Origin of the sequence: Vibrio sp. 10N.286.52.C3, from assembly GCF_041468865.1 — a bacterium.
GTDB lineage: Bacteria > Pseudomonadota > Gammaproteobacteria > Enterobacterales > Vibrionaceae > Vibrio > Vibrio crassostreae_C.
Genome location: NZ_JBFRJM010000026.1, coordinates 1 through 19,299 on the forward strand (window position 1 = coordinate 1; position 19,299 = coordinate 19,299).

Genomic DNA, 19,299 nt, shown 5'->3' on the forward strand with positions numbered 1-19,299 from the left:
GCCTCCTCCTACTCGATTTAGTGTCTGTCTCGTCCCGAAATGTGTTTTTACCTTCCCGCGCGCCTGCTTGGTCTATTTGAGGGTGTGGCCACACTTGTCGGCGTGGAACACTTTTAGATAATGCTGGTAGTAGTCATCAATGAGCTTGGCAGATTCACTTTCACCTAAAGATTTGAGTAACTCAATACCCACTTCACAAGTACACAAGTGGCCACTGTCTTGGTTGCGGCGCAAGGTGTATGAAGATTCGCTGGTAATATCGAGGTGAACTTGCGGAACGGCTTGTAACCACGAGCTCTTGTTAAGCATCTTCTTCGCTTCTTGCCATGTGCCATCCAAGATGATGAATAGCGGCTTACGGCTCTGGGCTTGGGTCATTACAGCTTGCTGGCACTCGACACTTTGATCACTTGGGAATAAAAGAAACGGTTGTCGTGTTTCATCGTCAAGCAGTGCGATGAGCTCCGCTGGTGGTGTTTTCCTTTGCCATACAATGGACTGACACTGATCAAGGGATTGCTGAAGCAGCTTCCCTGTATTGGTATCGCGTGACAGTTCATTCTCATGAGTGAGCAGTACAAGATCGATTTGGCTTGCGACACTAGGTATCAGGTGACAAATACATTGGTGAGTGAAGCTACAACCATGGCAAGCTTGTTGGTTACTCATGTTTACAAATTAACTCCACTTTGTGCGGGTGAGATACCATCAGCAAACAAAACCACGTCGCTGATATCAGCATCATCTGCAACTGGAGCGACACTTGGGTTTAGCGGGTAGCTGACACCAGAGTATGAAAGTGTGTGTTTCGCCGGTGTTGCACCGCCGCCACTGACATTGAAGATCAGATCCTGCCAGCCGTGGTTTTGCGATTTACCTAAGCGTATGTCGCCCTTAACCAGTGTCACTCGGCTATTGAAGCGCCAGTTATCTTGATGGTTTTCGAAAATTAGCAGTGTACAGCCACCAGAACCACACCAATCGAGTTGGGCGAACAGCTCTTCTTTACCGTCGCCGTTGAGGTCGTAGGTTAACCAGCGGTATTTAGTGTCGTCAGGTGAGCTGTTGTTGATCTTAAAGTATTCGCGGATCGCTTGGTCGACTTTTGGATCAAGTTGATCGCTGGAGTTCACCTGCTTTGCGGTTAGATCAACGTTAGTGGTGGTGTTTACTTGTGCTTGCGCACTCTTAGCTTCGAATAGCACCAGACCGCCATTGGCAATCGGATACACCACGTTGCCCACTTTCTCTTTTTCAGCGATTAGCTTGCCATTATCGAGTGTGAAGATGCGCTCGGAGATCAAATATTGTTGCTGGTGGCGAGTCATAACCACTTGTACCTGATTTTGGTTCAGTTGCTGCCAGAAGCCTTGTTCAACAATAGAAGGGTCTCCATTGCTGTATGAATAAGTCGTGATAGCACTGTGGTCATTGTTGAGTTCAAGGTTGATAGAGAACCCTGAGTTTTGCGTTGAGCTAGCGAAGTAGAGTCCGCTCCAGTCCAGCGTTGGATCTTGGTTAGAGACCGTCGCACAGCCATTGTAGTTACTGTCATTGAGGTTAAGCTTGGCATGCCATCCATAGATAGAATCGCTCATGCCGTCGCTACAGCTCTCTTTCGTAAGGTTGAGTTTGCCTTGTGCAGCTTTACCTTCTAATTGGTAGTCACGGCTGCTCGATGTGGTGCGGCTTGATTCAATATCGAGGGTCTGTGGCTGTTCGCCCATCTTGGTGTATTTCAGCTGGTCTTTATCGAAGGTTGCTGACCAGAAGGGTTCATTACCAAATACTCGTGTTGAGCGCAGCGGTTGGACGCAGCGATCTGGGTTCTCTGCGGTTAGGATGTTCACTTGGTCAACCACGAAACGCGCTGTGAAATCTGCGTTATAACCCGTTTGGCTCGGCACGGTTAGGTGACCAATCAGCTCGCCATATAAGGCTTGGTAAGGTCTCGTTGAGAGCCCTTGTGCTTCTAGCGCTAACTCTGGAGATAAGTCTAACCAGTATTGTTGTTGGCTGCCGCAAGGAGTGAAGGTTCGACTTTCGTGACCAACCACCACCTGACCACGCATGATGAAGGTTTGCGGTTGAATGCTCTGTGGCTCATCCAAGGTTGCTGGGGGCTGTTCAGGTTGTTGCGGCGTATCAGGTGCCGTAACACAGCCTTGTAGAGCGAACGCGACTAGCCATGTCACTGGGTTTTTCATTACCTTCATGTTATATCTTCCTCGGAGCAACCGTTAATTGGATTTATTATGGCATATTGGTTATTTAAAACAGAACCCGACACCTTCTCTATTCAGACTCTTAGAGTACAAAAAACCTCTTGTTGGGAGGGTGTACGCAACTATCAGGCTCGAAACATGATGCGTGATGACGTCAAGCTTGGCGATCTGGTGATGATATACCACTCATCATGTAAAAAAGTTGGCGTAGCGGGGATCGCTAAAGTAACCAGAGAAGCCTACCCAGACCACTTTCAGTTCGACCCTGAGAGTGATTACTACGATCCTAAGTCTTCACCCGATAACCCACGCTGGATCATGGTGGATGTCGAGTTTGTGCGAGTGACTGAGTGCTTGATTCCTTTGGTTACGCTTAAAGCCATGCCTGAACTCTCCGAAATGCCCTTGGTGAAACGCGGTAATCGCTTATCGATCATGCCTGTGACTGAACAAGAGTGGCAGGCAATCTTAAGCAAAGAAGTGTTAGGTTCTCGATAGCGTTAGAGAGAGCTTTTTACGTAAGGTTCAAAAAAGGCAGCCAGTTGGCTGCCTTTTTATTTATTCAGATCTGTTCAACGAGCGAGATTAGAGCAGATGCTTTTCTAGGTAGTGAGCAACGGCATCGTCAGCGTTACTGCCAATCACTTCATTGTCAGGTAGTGCTTTCATCACTTTCTCATGTGATGTACCCATGATTAGACCTTTACCCGCCATAGCCAGCATTTCAGCGTCGTTCATGCCATCACCAAAGGCAACACAGTTATCCAGAGTCAGGTTTAGTGATTTTGCAACAGCGTCTAGAGCGTGGCCTTTAGAGACTTCAGCTGCCATCACTTCCAGACACCAAGGTGTAGAGAAGGCGATGTTCAGTTTGTCGCCAAAAGCATCTCTTAGCTTTTGTTCAAACGTGACGAGATATTCGTGGTCTTGTTCTGGATGTGTGAAGAAGACTTTCGCGATGCCTTCGCTTGGTGCGTTTTCAGCTTCAAAGCGCTTGTAGCTAAAGCCAGACTCACTGTGGAATTTAGCCAACATTTCATCTTCACGGTCTAGTAACCAATCTTCATTCTGGTACATGTGAATAAAGAGGTTTGGATCTTGGCGCACAATATCAATAACTGGCTGAACGAGTTCCTGAGGTACGTTCTGGCTATACATCAGTTGATCGTTTTGGTCATGCACGCGTGCACCGTTTGAAGTGATCATGTACGCCGGAATACCTGCTATCTGACGAATACCCGCCACATCGACGTGGTGACGACCCGTAGCGAAGATGAAGGTATAACCTTGGTCGTGTAATTTCTTAAGCGTTAGCTTGGTAAAGTCGCTTAGCTGATGGTTGGGAGCCAAAAGCGTACCATCTAAATCAGAAGCAACAATTTTCACGGAATCTTTTAGTGCAGGAATACTCATTTAACCCTCATTGCAAAATGCTTAACCAATATTGACGCTAGCCAGCGCTAGAATCGTTTTAACTACAATATCTCTAGGTAGAAATTGTATGCCAAATTCATGCAAGAAAAGAGGGCAAAGCTCACTTACTTCTCTTCCTCTTTAGCGCTTATTTTCTTGGTAGGTTGCTTAGCCTATTAGCTCTAGGCGAAAAACTGATTGATCGCATCCAGTGTTTGATTGCGATATTCATCCTGCTCAAACAACACCTCATGCCTAGAACCCTCAATCAACTTAAACTGACAATCAGAGTTGGTTTTCTTCAGCTTAGAGATGAACTTTACTTGAGCACTGTTACTGACAATCTTTTCATCCCCAGCTTGAATCAATAGCAGAGGGATCTTGATTTGACGAGTTTGTTGAATTGCTTGCTTGGCGGCCATTAACCCTTGCCACACCCAACGCGTGCTTGGTCCACCCACCTGCAAAGATGGAGACTCGTCATATAAGCGGCGGAACCACTGATAGCGAACCTTACTGTGGCTCAGTAAGTTGTTTTCAAAAGGCTTCGAATAATATGCTTGCTGGCCCGGCGCGTAAGTTGGCTTGGCATAAAAAGCGGTAAGCACTTGTCCAACGATCATCGCGATAGGTTTCAGGTACCACTCGGTATTGATACCAAACATCGGAGCGCACAGAGTAACTTTGTCAAACGGGTGATCGGGATGAGTTTGTAGATAGCGAGTGGCTATGGTGCTGCCCATTGAGTGTGCCAGTAGGTAGCGATTGGAGTATCGGCTTAGGTCAAAACTGGCAATGACGTCAGACATATCTGAGGCGTAATCATCAAACTCATGAATGTGACCAATGTCAGAGTCTGTTACCATGCGTTCCGACTGGCCTTGACCTTGGTGGTCAAATGAATAAACGTCATAGCCCTGCTGATAAAAATCATAAAAGAGTTCTTGGTATTTCAAGCAACATTCAATGCGGCCATTTGAAATAACAATGGCTTTGGTGTGCGTTGGTGAGGTTAGGCTACACCAGTACAGCTTCTTTTTACCTGATGATGTGACATACCCATCTTTACGTTGTTGCCAAAGGGCAGGGATCGGGTGTTTAATCGCATGATCGAACTGAGGTTCTTGAGTGTAAGGGAAGGTGGCTTCGCTGTGGTTTTCCATGGGAAATTACCTGAACTGATGCGTGTGAGAGCTTTATTGCTACTAATGTTGTTAGATTAAAGAACTAGTAAGGAAATGCAAATGGATACTCATGTTTGGCTTGCTTATGTCGTCACGGCGATATTGTTTAGTTTGGCTCCGGGCTCGGGTACCGTTAACTCAATCAGTAATGGGCTTAGCTATGGCACTAAAAAGTCACTCGCATCAATTGTTGGCTTACAGCTTGGTCTTGCGTTTCACATTATGCTGGTGGGCGCGGGTATCGGTGCACTCGTTGCTAAGTCTGCGTTGGCGTTCACCATCATTAAGTGGGTCGGCGTGGTGTACTTACTTTGGTTAGGTATTCAAAAGTGGCGTGATAGCTCGAGCCTAGTAGCATCTGAAGAAAGCTCTACTCTGTCGAGTGGCAAACTGCTGAGAAACGCTGTGCTTATCAACCTAACTAACCCGAAATCAATCGTGTTTTTGGTGGCTTTGTTTCCTCAGTTTATTGACCCTACACAACCTCAAGCACCTCAGTTATTAGTGCTAGGTGTGACGACAGTATTCATTGATAGCGTTGTTATGTTGGGTTACACCTCATTAGCGTCACAAATGGGACGTTTTATTCGCTCTGATCGCATAATGGGTAAGATAAATAAAATATTTGGTGGTATGTTCATGGGCTGCGGTGCTTTGCTAGCTGCCGCGAAAGCTTAGATTAAGCGACTGAGTTATAGTTAAACCAATCAGAGTTATCAAGAAATGACCGCTACATACGTTGCTCGACAACCTATCTTAAATCGCAAGAGGAATACACTCGGCTATGAGTTGTTATTTCGCGATGGAGAAAAGAATGCGTACCCAGCGCATATTGAGTCTAATCGAGCAACGTATCGTCTGATTGTTGAGAACTTCTTGTCTGTTGGTCTTAACCCTTCTATTCCATCTTCACGCTGCTTTATCAACTTCCCTTATCAAAGTTTGATTCGTCGACTGCCCTTAAGTTTGCCGAAAGATAAGGTGGTGGTAGAGATTCTGGAAACCTGTAAACCAACAGATGAATTGTTGGAAGCGGTTAAAGACCTTTACCAAGCGGGTTACATGATTGCCCTAGATGATTTTACTTCGACCCCAGAATGGGAACGTTTCCTTAAATACACGCATATCGTAAAGCTCGATATTATGCAGATGGGTTTGGATGAAGCGTGTGATTTGGTTAGGGCGCATCAAGGGAAAAAGTTTAGCTTTTTGGCGGAGCGCGTTGAGACCGAACAAGAATTCCAGCAAGCCAAAGAGGCTGGCTTTAAGTTTTTCCAAGGTTACTTTTTCAATAAACCGGAAATCATCAAGAGTAAATACATTAGCCCTGAGCAAGTGATTGCTATGGAGCTGTTTCAAGAAGTGTGTAAGCCCGATGTGGACTTTCAACGGGTGGAGAGCATTGTCGCGAAAGATGTGGCGCTCTCATATAAGCTGCTGCGTTTTGTGAATACTATGTCGCCGCGCCTTGAAGTTACCATCTCTTCTTTTCGTCAGGCTTTGGTATATCTAGGTCAAGAGAAACTGAAAATGTTTGTCTCGTTAGCCGTCGCCTCTTATGTGTCCGATAAAAAGCCTAAAGAGCTGTATGGATTGTCTCTACAGCGTGCTCAGTTTTGTCAGCGTATGTCTCGCTATCAGGCATTTGAAGGGTATAGAGAACAGGCCTTTATGATTGGCTTATTCTCCTTGTTGGATGCTCTGTTGGACTTGTCGTTAGATAACTTAGTCGAGCAGTTGCCGCTGTGTAAAAGTATCAAGGTTGCTCTATTACGTAGAGAAGGGCCATATGGTACTTTGCTCGCACTTGAAGAGAGCTTTGAGCATGCCGATTGGCAACAGATTGATGAGCACTGCGCCGATTTAGGATTAAGCGTGGATCAGGTTAAAACGGAGCTTACTGAAGCGCGCCGTTGGAGCCATACCGTGACCAACAAGCTCTGATATTTCTTCGTTAAACTTTTATGACAATTGAAACGCACGCCTTGACGTGCGTTTTTTTATATCTAAGATATGTGCATATCCATATATGAGTATGTTTTTATGCTTCCTCACCAATTTTTTAAATTACTGTCCGATGAAACGCGAGTGCGTTGCTTAATGTTGATAGTTCGCAATGAGTGCTTATCGGTTGGTGAGTTGACTCAGGCATTGCAAGAAAGTCAGCCAAAGGTTTCACGCCATCTTGCGCAGCTGCGTTCAAACGGTGTTTTGATTGATGTTCGCCAGGGGCAGTGGGTGTTTTACCGCCTGTCACAAGATTTACCAGGTTGGATGCTAAAGTTAATTGACGACCTTATTGCATCGAACTGTTTGAAAACTGAATACCAGCAAGATATTGAGCGCTTAGAGTCGATGAACTCACGCCCAGTATGTTGCGTTTAAATACATTAAAACTTAATGCCGAAATAGTTGTAGTTGCAGCTAGGCGACAAGTGAACTTATCCCTATGAGCATAGTGGCTCTATGTAATTAGGGCGGCCGGCGCTCCGGTAAGTGAACGTAGTCAACAACGCTGCGGCTTCAAATATGAAGGCAATTAACTGAGAGAACAGAAAATGACAGTCAAAGTAGGTATTAATGGTTTTGGTCGTATCGGCCGTCTAGCACTTCGCGCAGCATTCGATTGGGATGAGCTAGAATTTGTTCAAATTAACGATGTTGCTGGCGACACAACAACACTGGCCCACCTTCTAGAATTTGATTCAGTTCAAGGTCGCTTTCACCACGAAGTAACTGCAGAAGGCGATGAGATGATCATTAATGGCCAGCGCATCAAGACCACACAAGAGCGCGACATCGATGCGATCGACTGGTCTGGTTGTGATGTGGTTATCGAAGCGACAGGTGTTCACCGTAAGACCTCTTTCCTAAACAAATACCTAGAGCAGGGCGTGAAACGTGTTGTGGTATCGGCGCCAGTGAAAGAAGAAGGCATCGCAAACATCGTTGTTGGTGTGAATGACAATATCTTCGACCCTGCGGTACACAAAATCGTAACGGCAGCGTCTTGTACAACGAACTGTATCGCGCCAGTGGTTAAGGTGATCAACGAGAAGCTTGGTATCGAGAACGCAGCCTTCACCACTATTCACGATTTAACTAACACGCAAACTATTCTTGATGCGCCGCACAAAGACTTACGCCGCGCACGTGCATGTGGCATGAGTCTTATCCCAACAACGACGGGCAGCGCCAAAGCGATTGTTGAGATCTTCCCTGAGCTAGAAAACCGCATCAACGGCCACGCAGTTCGTGTACCGCTAGCGAACGCTTCTCTGACAGACATCATCTTCGAAGTGAAGCAAGACACCACGGCAGAAGAAGTTAACGCGATGCTGAAAGAAGCGTCTCAGAATGAACTAAAAGGTATTCTTGGCTTTGAAGAGCGTCCACTGGTTTCTATCGATTACAAAGGCGACCAACGCTCAACAATCGTGGATGCACTATCAACGATGTTGGTCGGTAAGCGCATGGTTAAGATCTACGCTTGGTACGACAATGAGATGGGTTACGCAACACGTACCGCTGAGCTTGTTCGTACCGTTGGCCTTGCTTAATAAGAATCTGGAGAAGATATAATGATACATCCAACATGGCAACTAGACCTAGAGCAAGGTGCGCTAGTGCTTACTCCGTGCCCAGGCACAAAAGAAGCAACGCTTGATGCATCACTGGCTCAGCTAAAAGAGCAAGGCGTTGAAGCTATCGTGACAGCACTTGATGACCATGAGCTTGCAAGCAAAGACGTGGCGGCACTTGGTGAAAAAACACGTGCGTTAGGTATGCAATGGTTCCAGATCGAAATTGAAGACGACTGTGCACCGGGTGCTGGTTTTGCTGCGAAGTGGCAAGCAGCTAGCCCTGAGCTACATAACATCGTCGATAACGGCGGCAAGGTTGCAATGCATTGTATGGGCGGCTCTGGTCGCACTGGTTTGTTCGCAGCTCACCTACTGTTAGAAAAAGGCTGGGATTTGAGCAAGGTAGTTCAAGAGGTGCAGGCACTGCGTCCAGGTGCCTTCACTAAACCTATCCAGGTTGAATACATTAATGGCGTAGCGAATAGCTAATAGTCATCAGTGTTAGACAGGGAGCTTTTGGTATCTGGAGTGTTGAACTTATCATGATCCAAAAGCTCTTTTTGTTTAGATTGCAGAGATAGCGTTATGTTTTCAAATCTAAGTAAGAGCGTTCGCCAATACATGTTGGTGACTTTTAACTACTGGAACTTCACCATTACTGATGGTGCACTTCGCATGTTGGTGGTTCTGTATTTTTACGACCTTGGCTACAGTTCGTTAGAAATCGCCTCACTGTTCCTTTTCTATGAATTCTTTGGTGTGGTGACTAACCTAATCGGTGGCTGGTTAGGGGCGCGTCTTGGCCTCAATAAGACCATGAACATTGGGTTAGGCATGCAAGTCGTCGCCTTGGGTATGCTCGCGGTGCCAACGGCAATGCTGACCATTCCTTGGGTCATGGCGGCGCAAGCCTTGTCTGGTATCGCTAAAGACCTCAATAAGATGAGTGCCAAGAGCTCAATTAAGACTCTGGTTCCTGATGAACAACAAGGCGCGCTTTATAAGTGGATTGCGATTCTGACCGGATCTAAGAATGCGCTTAAAGGGGCAGGCTTCTTTATTGGTGGTTTACTGCTTTCAACGATTGGCTTCCAATACGCCGTGCTCGCGATGGCAGCCGTGTTGGCATTGGTCTTCGTTGGCAGTGTGTTGAGCTTAGAAGCGGACATGGGCAAAGCGAAAACCAAGCCTAAGTTCAAACAGATCTTCTCTAAGTCTGAATCCATCAACATCCTATCCGCAGCACGTATGTTCCTGTTTGGCGCTCGTGATGTGTGGTTTGTGATTGCTTTGCCGATTTACCTAGGCAGTGTGTTTGGTTGGGATCACTCATGGGTTGGCGGTTTCTTAGCTGCTTGGACTATCGCTTATGGCTTTGTACAGGGCATAGCGCCGAAGATTACTGGTAAAGCTCAAGGTAAGGTGCCAGATGGCCATGCCGCGCTGTTATGGGCTGGTGCGCTGGCTATAGTGACCGCTGCTATCGCTTATGCGGTACAGATTGGTTGGCAACCCGAGTTAGTTATTATCGGTGGCTTGATGGTGTTTGGTGTCATCTTTGCGGTGAACTCATCACTTCACTCATATTTGATTGTGAGTTATGCGAAAGGCGATGGCGTTTCTCTTGATGTCGGTTTCTACTACATGGCAAACGCGATGGGCCGTTTGATTGGCACTATATTGTCGGGCTTGGTATTCCAAATGGCCGGTTTGTCTGCGTGTCTGTGGGTATCTTTTGCGTTCTTAGCGATAACGACGGTGATCTCTCTCCGTTTACCTAAAGTGCCGCAAATCTCAGCAGCATAAGCTTCAGCCGCACGAGCTAAATTCGTATGAGCTAAATTCGCGATAAGCCTCTCCTTTAACACTAAGCTGACTTGGTATTTATTCCAGTCAGCTTTTTTATTGCTATAGTAGAATGATTGAATATTAATCAGGCATTTACATGAAGCAGCGAATTCTCTTTTTTGATTTAGCACGATGTGTTGCGGCCATAGCAGTTATCGCGATTCATGTTTTGGCGCCTTATCGGAATGAATTAGGCACTATTCCTTTCGGTGAGTGGCTGACCGCCATTACGGTGAACGGTTTCAGTCGTTGGGCGGTGCCGGTGTTCATCTTGATTACTGGTGCACTGATGCTCAGTGATCAGCGCCCGTTTGACGCCAAATACTACCTCAAGCGTCGTCTGGGCAAGGTACTGATCCCTTTCATTGTCTGGTCGCTTTTCTATACCTATCTGTCGGGTTGGTCGGCAATGGGCTTTGATGCCGACGTCAGTTGGGATGTGCTACTCAATAGCTACCATCATTACACCTATTACCACCTTGGTTTCTTCTATTACTTCATCCCGCTCTACTTTGTGATTCCGTTCTTGCAGATCATGGTCAGAAAGTTCGGTGATAGATCTGTCTATGCCTTTACGGTGGTATGGTTGTTCACAACATTGCTTTTCTTACTGAAAATCGATGGCCCTTGGAGTCACGAATTGTGGTTGTACACCGGTTACTTACCATTGGGTTACTTGCTCTATAAGATTGTGCCACTTAACAAGATGACAGTTGGCATGAGTGTGTTACTGGGTGGGTTAGCGTTACTGACCACGGTTTACATGGTGGTTGAGGCAAGCTTGGTAGCAGAAGAGTACACAGTAGGGCGTTGGTTATCTTACAAGACGCTGAATACCGTATTAGCGGCGAGCATGGTGTTCATGGTGTGTCGTTACTATGGTGAAGGGTTGTCTGAGAAGAGTAATCAAGTGGTTGGCTTTATCAGTAAGCACAGCTTAGGTATTTATCTGCTGCACCCAATTTTCTTATGGCCAATGAAAGAATTCGGTTGGTACCAAGGACACCCTGCTTGGGTTATTCCATTATGGATCGTGATCAGCGGAGCTGGCGCGTTATGGATGAGTTGGTTGGTGTCTAAGTCAGAGAAGACACGTTGGCTATTGCCTTAGCGATACGCTAAGGCATTTCGATATTGGTTTGTTGCTGATTATCGATGAGGAAGGGATGAAGCGCTAAGGTTAGCGCTTCAACGCAAAGTGTAAGAATTTATCGCCTTGGTAGGTTAAAGTCCCTTTGTCACCAGGGTTAAGAGCGTGGAAGTAGTGAATGCCGACTTGGAATTCACGTTTCGGACCAACTACACCGCGTTGAACATAAATCCAATACTCTTGGTCTTCTTGACCTGGTTCTGCATCAGGAAGGTCGATGGATTGTTTATCTAATACCGTGACGTTCACTTTCTTTTCTGGTGCGTTCTCGCCTTGCATGTGTTTTCGATAAAAAACAAGAAATACCCAGGCCGCAAGACCTGCGAGTGCAAAGATGGCAAAAAAGAGTGAGTTAGGCATATAACCTCCATGTAGTCGTGATGGTTATTCTAGTCTTTCGGGCAATAGGGATATGTGTTTAAAGCCGCTATTCGTGAACTGCTGTAAGCAAAGCTGATTATTTTTCGGCTGATATCACATTTAATGGCCAGTTTGGGATAAAGCATTGTTATTTATTGTCTCTTTCTCACGTAAATAGCGATGATTTTGTATAAGAATAAGGAAATGCTCGACTAGAATTATAGTGTGGAGTGGGAGGCCAAGATGACCGACATTGAAAAAGTGGTGACAAGAACTCGCAATATAGAAAAATTATTGAGACTTCAATATCACGCTGAAGGCGAAGGATTGCACGAGCTTGTGACAAGCTGTGAAGAAAGGCTACCGCACGATATGGTAAGTAAGCTGCGTTATATCGCAACGTGTCGTAACAAGGTAGTCAATGAGCATGACGCTCAGTTGGAAGACCAGCATAAATTCATCATGATGTGTAACGATTGTGAGAAGGAACTGACTCCACGAAGCGGTCGTTTTATCTGGCGTGTTGCGATCTTATTGATGATGGCAATGACTTTAGCCGCAGCGGGTTTCTACTATGCGAACTGGGATGTGCTAACACTGCATCTGTTTTCGAAGTGAAAAATTTGAACAAAAAAAGGGACGCTCATGGCGTCCCTTTTTTTATTTTTAACTTGCTTAGTACATCATCGGTAGTGTCATTAGACCTACAACTACCGCGATCATTACAAGTCCTTGTCTTTGCGAAGATGAAATCATAACACTACTCCTAAATTTGGTTGCCTCTCGCTATGTTTTAAAGAATAGCACTACTTATGGCCTTAGATCAAGAATTACTTTCGAAAGCTTTAAAAGTAGTAGAAAACTATGAGTTTTTGGCTTGTTTGGCAGTGTTTAACTGTGTTTTATGGTGTGTTCTTAATTTGTTCGTTGTGATTTATGTTTGTTCTAATTTAATTTAACTTGTTGTTTTGTAATGGTTGTTTTGTGTAATTTATATTGTTAAAGGTTGTTAAACTGTATTAATAGAGGTTGGTGGTGGCTAGGTTGGTTTTGGTTGGTTTTTTAAGTTTTCGGCTTGGTTTTTGTGGCGATTTTTACCGGAGGCTTGAAATAACCTGACAAAACTGGGCGTTAAAAAAGAAAACTGGCTACTTTACAAGTCTAGGCTTGGTTGGCGTTTTTATTTTCCTATTAATCTTGAGTTTGTTTATTTAAGTTATTGTTATTATTTACTTTAAATGTGGTTATTTTAATTTTTTAAGTGTGGTATTTTACGGAATTAGGCCGGTTTTGGTGGGGTCGATAGGTTAGAATTGGCCAAAATTCAAGTATGGCGACTCTAATGCCAGTTTGAATGGGTTTTATGATGATTCGTTCTAGTTTTAAACGAATGGCCATTGTCATGGTGGTAATTGTTACGACTTCAATCTAAAGAGACTCTTTTTAGTGGAAGCGTAATCAAGATCCAATTTTGAGGGGCTGAGGCTTTACATCAACACTCGTGTGCCTAGACTGGCGACGATTTAAAGCAATAGGGCAAGTGGTATGTGGAGTTGGTTAGCGGTTTCCTTATCTGGTATCGGAGCAATAGCAGGAACGAAACATGGACATATCGGTCAGGCCTTATCGTATAAGGTATTTACCTTTGTATTATTAGCGACAATTGCTTTAACTCAGTCGGTTGTGGCTGACTTTACCTATTGGATAGTTGCGGGGTTGGCTATCTCTGCGATCGCAGATGTGCTTCATACTCTCACTCAAAAACGCCCTCTGCATTTTGTCTGCTTCTTATTGGCTCAACTCTGTTACAGCAAAGCTTTTTGGTTACAGCTATCAGGTGAAATGGTTTGGTGGTTGTTCGCGCTGTTATTGGCAGCTTGCGTTGTTGCTTTCTTTTTACTGCTGCCACGCTTAGACAAACTCGTTTTTCCCGTGGTCATCATGGGCATTGTGCTTATTCAGTTAGCATGGGCTTCTGGTGAGGTTTGGCTGCTGGATCCTCAGTTATCACACGCGGTCGGTTTTGCTGGCTGTAGCGTGCTGCTGCTTTCAGCATTGGCGTACGCGCTAAATTTCTATCGTAGCCCAATTAAGGGTGCCTACTTTTGGGTGACGGGCAGCTACTTTCTGGCGCACGCTCTCATTGTTGCTTCCCTTACCATTTAGAGTAGAGCTCGCTTAACTCTGAGCTACATCAAGGCAGCTCAGATGAAAGTAGGTACTCTACGTCTACTTCATTAAACATGAGATAGAGTTATGACTACCGAAATTCATGCACACAACGTTTTAACCCTACTGAGTGAAAAGCCACTGACTCGTGAAGAGTTGACGCAAGAACTCGCTCAAACTTATGGCGCAGAAGCGCGTTTTCATACGTGTAAGCTGAACGGTCTGGATTTAGATGGATTGCTGAAGTTTTTCCTGAAGATGGAAAAGGTCGTGGTTATTGATGACAAGCTTTGCACTAATCGCGAACGTGTGTGTAACCACTAATTCCCAGAGATTTGGTTTTTAGAGCCTTTTGGCTTTTATCGATAAGAAGAGTGGATGCGACGTTTCGGCTTCACTCTTTAAATTCTCTTTTTCCTTTTTCCTTTCTATTTGCTCTCGCAAAATTCCCTTCTAATTACATAAGTTAATCCTTTTATTACTGCGTTCGAAAATCAATGTTGAGGCTGCTATACTCCGCGCACTTACGCTTTTCGAGACAAACTTATGGAAATTTTATCTGCAGCAACCATGCTGTTTCTTATTATGGACCCGCTTGGCAATCTACCAATCGTGCTCTCTATCCTTAAGCATATTGATCCGAAGCGTCGCCGTATTGTTCTTGTTCGTGAACTGATGTTTGCGCTGGTTATCCTGCTGTTGTTCTTGTTTGCTGGTCAAAGCATCATGAACTTCCTGCACGTGCAGCCTGAAACCTTGAGTATCTCTGGCGGTATTATTCTATTCATCATTGCGATTAAGATGATTTTCCCAAGTGCGGGTAGTATTACTGGCCTCGCGGCGGGTGAAGAACCGTTTATTGTGCCGATGGCGATCCCAATGATTGCTGGCCCTTCAGTGATTGCGGCATTGATTCTGTTGTCGACACAGCACCCTGACAATATGTTAGAGCTTTCAGGCGCAGTGATGCTGGCTTGGGGTGCTACCTTCTTTATTCTGATGTTTAATGGCTTCTTCCTGCGAGTGCTGGGAGAGAGAGGTCTTAAAGCCATCGAACGCTTGATGGGCTTGTTGTTGGTTATGCTGTCGACGCAAATGTTCCTCGATGGTGTGAAAGGCTACATGGGCTAGTGTTGCTACCATTACTCAATAAAAAAACGCCGCTCTACTGAGCGGCGTTTTTGTATCTGTTTCTTCGGTTTTTATTTCGATTACATCATGTGCTTACGACGGATATCGAGTAGGGCGAAGACACCGAAAATCAATATTGACCACTTCTCCCAACGTGACATCTCGATCTTATCGCCGAATGCACCGATGAAAATCAGCATCTGCAGGCCGTGCATGAAGAACAAGAATGCGGTCATGATATAAAGCGCAATCGCAGCATTACCCGGAAACGGGTAGAAAATATTTACGATTAAGATAAACCAAACAAAGGCGATGGCTGCTTTTGCTAGTGGAAGCAAGAACTTCATTCAATAACTCCTATTCTTCAGTGATTCGATTGAACAGTCGGTAGCTTGACTGTCCGGTGGTCTTGTCGCGATGCAATTCCCAGTTCTCTGGCATAGCTTCGAGTTTCAGTTCTTTCTCTGTCTCGACGTAAATGATGGCATTGTCTGCAAGCCAACCGTTACTCTCAAGCAGTTGTACTGTTTCTGCCAGTAAGCCTTGACGAAATGGTGGATCAAGGAAAACCATATCGTAAGGCGTGCCCGGTTTCTTAAGGAAAGAGATAGCATCAGTATTCACGACATTAATGTTGTCTGCCTTGAGCTCTTTCGCGTTATCAGAAAGCTGTTTAGCCGCCTTTTGATTCATTTCGAGCAGTGTCACCATTTTGGCTTGGCGAGAAGCTGCTTCAAAACCTAGACCGCCAGAACCGGCAAATACATCCAAGCAAGTTGAATGTGGGATATCTTGAGCCACCCAGTTAAAGAGTGTTTCTTTTACTCGGTCAATGGTTGGGCGTAATCCTTCTAAATCATGAACAGGCAGCTTTCTACCTCTCCATGAGCCACTAATAATTCGAACAAAGCCTCCGGATGGCTTTTTTTGTGATGTGTTTTGCTGGCGACGTCTTACCATAGATTTTTTGACCGCTAATAAAGTGATACTATACCGAGCCCAATTTAAGTGGGTTCGTGTATTAAATAAATTTGCAATGACAAAGTGTATCAAGCTAAAAGCAAACTTATCACTGCTTTGTCATTTTTCTTTACTATTCGTTTGTACAAGCTTGTATTGTATAACAATAGCAAAGAGTCGACGTGTATTAAGTCAATACAGCTAATTAGTAGATCTAGGAAACTCCTCTGATGACGGAAAAAAAGAAGCGCGGATTATTATCGTGGCTTGGTTTTGGTGAAGAAGAACAAAGCCCAAAAACTCAGAATGAAGCGAACGTAGAAAGCGTTGAAGATCAAACTGAAGTTGAATCACAAGTTGAGGCTGAACAGGTCGCGCCTGAAGCTGAACAAGTTAAGCCAACTGAATCTGAGCAAGCGCTTGAAGAAGCTCAACAAGAGCAGCAACCTGTCGCAGCAGAAGCAGAAGCAGAAGCAGAAGCAGAAGCAGAACAGGAAGAAGTGGCAGTTCCTCAAGCTAAGGTTGAAGAAGTACAAGAGAAGCCGACAGAAAGCTTCTTTGCTCGTCTTAAGCGCAGCCTAAGCCGCACTAAAGCAAACATCGGTGCTGGTTTCTTTGGTCTGTTCAAAGGCAAGCAAATCGATGAAGACCTGTTTGAAGAGCTAGAAGAGCAACTTCTGATTGCTGACGTGGGTATGAATACCACGGTTAAGATCATTGAAAACCTGACAGAAAAAGCATCTCGCAATGACCTAAAAGACGGTGAAGCGCTTTATGGTCTGCTCAAAGAAGAGATGGCAGACATCTTAAGCCAAGTGGAACAGCCACTGGTTGTTGATACCACTAAAACACCTTACGTTATCTTAATGGTGGGTGTGAACGGTGTAGGTAAGACAACTACGATCGGTAAGCTGGCGAAACAATTCCAAAATGAAGGCAAGAAAGTGATGCTAGCAGCGGGTGATACCTTCCGTGCTGCAGCCGTTGAACAGCTTCAGGTTTGGGGTCAGCGTAACGATGTGCCAGTTATCGCTCAACACACTGGTGCGGACAGTGCGTCTGTTATCTACGATGCGATTGAAGCAGCGAAGGCTCGTGGTGTTGATGTTGTGATTGCTGATACAGCCGGTCGTTTGCAGAACAAGAGCAACCTGATGGAAGAGCTACGCAAGATCGTTCGTGTAATGAAGAAGATTGATGACTCTGCGCCACACGAAATCATGCTAACGCTCGATGCAGGTACAGGTCAGAACGCTATCAGCCAAGCGAAGTTGTTCAGTGAAGTGGCTCCAGTTACGGGTATTACACTGACTAAGCTAGATGGTACGGCGAAAGGTGGTGTAATTTTCTCAATTGCTGACCAGTTCCAGATTCCAATCCGCTACATTGGTGTGGGTGAAGGTATTGATGACCTGCGTCCATTTGAATCTAAAGACTTCATTGAAGCACTATTTAGCCGCGAAGAGTAACGCGAGTAGCAAAGTGGTTTATCCTTAATCTGCTACCGTTTTTAAATTTGATATTAGTGATCGTAAGAGGAATTTTCGGTGATCAAATTTCAGCAAGTGAGTAAAGCCTACCGAGGTGGAAGACAAGCGCTCCAAAAAGTGGACTTTCACCTGAAACGTGGAGAGATGGCTTTTTTGGGTGGGCACTCTGGGGCTGGTAAAAGTACCTTGCTGAAGTTGATCTGCGCGATAGAGCGTCCAACTGATGGACGTGTCTGGTTCAACGATCACGATATCACTCGTATCCCAGCCAAAGACATTCCTTTCTTACGCCGTAATATTGGGATTGTTTTTCAAGACCATCGCCTGCTGATGGACCGTTCGATTTTCGATAACGTCGCTCTGCCTATGCGTATTGAATCTATTTCTGAAAACGAAATAAAACGCCGAGTCAGTGCTGCGTTGGATAAAACCGGTTTATTAGATAAAGCCCGTTGTTTGCCAAGCCAACTTTCTGGTGGTGAACAACAACGCGTGGGTATTGCTCGCGCCGTGGTTAACCGTCCAACTCTGCTTTTAGCCGATGAGCCTACCGGTAATCTAGACCCTGAATTATCTAACCGTGTGTTGCGATTATTTGAAGAATTCAACCGCGCAGGTGTGACGATCATCCTAGCGACGCATGATATCGGGTTAGTGAACACTCGCCCTCAGTACCGCCATCTTGAATTAAACCAAGGATTTTTGAGTGAGGTTGAAGACTATGGCCGCGAATAAGCGCATCAAAAAACCTCAATCTAATCGAGCAGCAAACCGCGCTTCAAGCGACGGCTTCTTTGTTGTTCACTGGAAACAAGCCAAGTCATCGTTCTCGCAAATGTGGCAGCGCCCGTTAGGCAACTTACTGACCCTTGCGGTGATCTCTATGGCGTTGGCGATGCCAGCTTGTTTGTACCTATTAGGTAAAAATGTAGGGGAAGTGGCGCAAGATGTCACTAGCCCGTCACAAATAAGTGCTTATGTAGAGGATGGTATTCCTGAGCCACGAGTAATGGTGCTTAAGGATGAAATCGAAAGTTGGGATCAAGTTGAGCTGGTGGAGTACATTTCTCCGCAGCAAGGGCTTGCAGACCTCAGCCAGTATTCTGGTTTTGAAGACGCCCTAACCATTCTCGACGATTATTCACTGCCAGGTGTGCTGGTGATTACGCCAAGCGTGCACAGCGATACCTTAATTAAAGAGCTGGCAGGCACAGTTAAACAACAAGAATTAGTGACCGATGTTCGCCTAGACGAAGATTGGTTAGCGCGATTAGATGCGATCAAAGCATTAGCGGCTGTCATCGTGATTACCTTAACGGTATTGATGCTGGGCGCGGTATTTCTGATTATCGGCAATACACTACGATTTAATGTGTTGGCGCATAAAGAAGAGATTCAAACCATGAAGCTGATTGGTGCGACCGACAGCTACATTCTTCGACCATACCTTTATGCTGGGATGTGGTTTGGCGTTTTAGGTTCGATTAGCGCTTGGGTAATGACGGCATTGATTACCGTATTGCTGAACAGCGCGGTGGATGACTTGGCTCAGCTATACGACAGCCACTTCCGTTTAATTGGCCTGAGTTGGGATGAATCTTTACTGCTTTTGATCGTCGGAACTCTGCTTGGTAGTGTGGCTGCAAAGCTTTCTGCACAGCGTCACCTAAAAGAAATTGAACCAGTTTAGGTGAATAGAGTCATATTTAGACGAAAAATAGGCACTTCTTAACCAGTTTTTGCCTTGTATAGACGAATTGATTATGCATAATTACTTCCCCCTCC

General features: G+C 45.2%; 22 protein-coding genes. 15 read left to right on the plus strand and 7 right to left on the minus strand.

Features of this window, described 5'->3' with window-relative positions:
- Window positions 1–72: 72 nt before the first annotated feature.
- Together AB4138_RS10505 and AB4138_RS10510 are read right to left on the minus strand one after the other, a co-directional pair.
- Window positions 73–669, minus strand: a complete 597-nt coding sequence (locus tag AB4138_RS10505) for a tRNA-uridine aminocarboxypropyltransferase (RefSeq protein ID WP_372305955.1) — start codon at window positions 667–669, stop codon at window positions 73–75.
- Window positions 670–671: 2 nt separating this feature from the next.
- Window positions 672–2,216 (minus strand): COG3650 family protein, encoded by a 1,545-nt coding sequence (locus AB4138_RS10510; protein WP_372305959.1) that lies wholly within the window; start codon window positions 2,214–2,216, stop codon window positions 672–674.
- 39 nt (window positions 2,217–2,255) lie between these two features.
- Here AB4138_RS10510 and AB4138_RS10515 point away from each other — a divergent pair, with 39 nt between their 5' ends.
- Entirely contained in the window at window positions 2,256–2,723 is a 468-nt protein-coding gene (locus AB4138_RS10515) for an EVE domain-containing protein (protein WP_372158637.1), read from the plus strand.
- A gap of 87 nt (window positions 2,724–2,810) precedes the next feature.
- Here the strand turns inward: AB4138_RS10515 and AB4138_RS10520 are convergent, their stop codons facing one another.
- Window positions 2,811–3,638 (minus strand): Cof-type HAD-IIB family hydrolase, encoded by an 828-nt coding sequence (locus AB4138_RS10520; RefSeq protein WP_017061022.1) that lies wholly within the window; start codon window positions 3,636–3,638, stop codon window positions 2,811–2,813.
- A gap of 182 nt (window positions 3,639–3,820) precedes the next feature.
- Window positions 3,821–4,801, minus strand: coding sequence for an alpha/beta fold hydrolase (locus AB4138_RS10525; protein WP_017068597.1), 981 nt, complete (start codon window positions 4,799–4,801; stop codon window positions 3,821–3,823).
- 81 nt (window positions 4,802–4,882) lie between these two features.
- Here AB4138_RS10525 and rhtB point away from each other — a divergent pair, with 81 nt between their 5' ends.
- The 7 genes from rhtB to AB4138_RS10560 all read left to right on the plus strand — a co-directional run bounded on the left by rhtB (window position 4,883) and on the right by AB4138_RS10560 (window position 11,365).
- Entirely contained in the window at window positions 4,883–5,500 is a 618-nt protein-coding gene (rhtB, locus tag AB4138_RS10530; protein ID WP_017061024.1) for a homoserine/homoserine lactone efflux protein, read from the plus strand.
- Window positions 5,501–5,545: 45 nt separating this feature from the next.
- A complete protein-coding gene (locus AB4138_RS10535) occupies window positions 5,546–6,766 on the plus strand; it encodes an EAL and HDOD domain-containing protein (protein WP_017061025.1) in 1,221 nt (406 codons plus the stop codon).
- A 99-nt stretch (window positions 6,767–6,865) separates the two neighbouring features.
- Window positions 6,866–7,207, plus strand: a complete 342-nt coding sequence (locus AB4138_RS10540; RefSeq protein ID WP_017063763.1) for a metalloregulator ArsR/SmtB family transcription factor — start codon at window positions 6,866–6,868, stop codon at window positions 7,205–7,207.
- 173 nt (window positions 7,208–7,380) lie between these two features.
- On the plus strand, window positions 7,381–8,382 hold the full coding sequence (locus tag AB4138_RS10545) for an ArsJ-associated glyceraldehyde-3-phosphate dehydrogenase (RefSeq protein WP_017061027.1): 1,002 nt from the start codon (window positions 7,381–7,383) through the stop codon (window positions 8,380–8,382).
- Between the two features lie 21 nt (window positions 8,383–8,403).
- Window positions 8,404–8,895 (plus strand): cyclin-dependent kinase inhibitor 3 family protein, encoded by a 492-nt coding sequence (locus AB4138_RS10550; RefSeq protein ID WP_017061028.1) that lies wholly within the window; start codon window positions 8,404–8,406, stop codon window positions 8,893–8,895.
- A 96-nt stretch (window positions 8,896–8,991) separates the two neighbouring features.
- Window positions 8,992–10,212 (plus strand): organoarsenical effux MFS transporter ArsJ, encoded by a 1,221-nt coding sequence (arsJ, locus tag AB4138_RS10555; protein WP_029235838.1) that lies wholly within the window; start codon window positions 8,992–8,994, stop codon window positions 10,210–10,212.
- 139 nt (window positions 10,213–10,351) lie between these two features.
- Entirely contained in the window at window positions 10,352–11,365 is a 1,014-nt protein-coding gene (locus AB4138_RS10560; protein ID WP_017071794.1) for an acyltransferase, read from the plus strand.
- Window positions 11,366–11,434: 69 nt separating this feature from the next.
- Here AB4138_RS10560 and AB4138_RS10565 read toward each other — a convergent pair whose 3' ends face one another.
- Window positions 11,435–11,764 carry a DUF2500 domain-containing protein gene (locus AB4138_RS10565; RefSeq protein ID WP_004740515.1) on the minus strand — a complete coding sequence of 110 codons (330 nt, stop codon included), beginning with the start codon at window positions 11,762–11,764 and terminating at the stop codon, window positions 11,435–11,437.
- Between the two features lie 243 nt (window positions 11,765–12,007).
- Here AB4138_RS10565 and AB4138_RS10570 point away from each other — a divergent pair, with 243 nt between their 5' ends.
- From AB4138_RS10570 to AB4138_RS10585, 4 genes are all read left to right on the plus strand, one after another.
- On the plus strand, window positions 12,008–12,382 hold the full coding sequence (locus tag AB4138_RS10570; protein WP_017633159.1) for a hypothetical protein: 375 nt from the start codon (window positions 12,008–12,010) through the stop codon (window positions 12,380–12,382).
- A 927-nt stretch (window positions 12,383–13,309) separates the two neighbouring features.
- Window positions 13,310–13,930 carry a lysoplasmalogenase gene (locus AB4138_RS10575; RefSeq protein ID WP_372153319.1) on the plus strand — a complete coding sequence of 207 codons (621 nt, stop codon included), beginning with the start codon at window positions 13,310–13,312 and terminating at the stop codon, window positions 13,928–13,930.
- A gap of 90 nt (window positions 13,931–14,020) precedes the next feature.
- A complete protein-coding gene (locus AB4138_RS10580; RefSeq protein WP_372305964.1) occupies window positions 14,021–14,257 on the plus strand; it encodes a YecH family metal-binding protein in 237 nt (78 codons plus the stop codon).
- 222 nt (window positions 14,258–14,479) lie between these two features.
- Entirely contained in the window at window positions 14,480–15,064 is a 585-nt protein-coding gene (locus tag AB4138_RS10585; RefSeq protein ID WP_017063768.1) for a YhgN family NAAT transporter, read from the plus strand.
- Window positions 15,065–15,144: 80 nt separating this feature from the next.
- Here the strand turns inward: AB4138_RS10585 and AB4138_RS10590 are convergent, their stop codons facing one another.
- Together AB4138_RS10590 and rsmD are read right to left on the minus strand one after the other, a co-directional pair.
- Complete coding sequence (locus AB4138_RS10590) at window positions 15,145–15,411, minus strand: DUF1145 domain-containing protein (RefSeq protein WP_016784000.1); 267 nt, start codon at window positions 15,409–15,411, stop codon at window positions 15,145–15,147.
- A gap of 10 nt (window positions 15,412–15,421) precedes the next feature.
- Window positions 15,422–16,024 (minus strand): 16S rRNA (guanine(966)-N(2))-methyltransferase RsmD, encoded by a 603-nt coding sequence (gene rsmD / locus AB4138_RS10595; protein WP_017066764.1) that lies wholly within the window; start codon window positions 16,022–16,024, stop codon window positions 15,422–15,424.
- Between the two features lie 230 nt (window positions 16,025–16,254).
- On the opposite strand from rsmD, the gene ftsY reads away from it, so the two are divergent.
- The 3 genes from ftsY (at window position 16,255) to ftsX (ending at window position 19,204) form a co-directional block, all read left to right on the plus strand.
- Window positions 16,255–17,493 (plus strand): signal recognition particle-docking protein FtsY, encoded by a 1,239-nt coding sequence (gene ftsY / locus AB4138_RS10600; RefSeq protein WP_017063769.1) that lies wholly within the window; start codon window positions 16,255–16,257, stop codon window positions 17,491–17,493.
- 78 nt (window positions 17,494–17,571) lie between these two features.
- Window positions 17,572–18,249 (plus strand): cell division ATP-binding protein FtsE, encoded by a 678-nt coding sequence (gene ftsE / locus AB4138_RS10605; protein ID WP_004736585.1) that lies wholly within the window; start codon window positions 17,572–17,574, stop codon window positions 18,247–18,249.
- Window positions 18,236–19,204, plus strand: coding sequence for a permease-like cell division protein FtsX (ftsX, locus tag AB4138_RS10610; RefSeq protein ID WP_017061038.1), 969 nt, complete (start codon window positions 18,236–18,238; stop codon window positions 19,202–19,204). Before ftsE ends, ftsX begins: the two co-directional genes overlap by 14 nt.
- Window positions 19,205–19,299 lie beyond the last annotated feature (95 nt).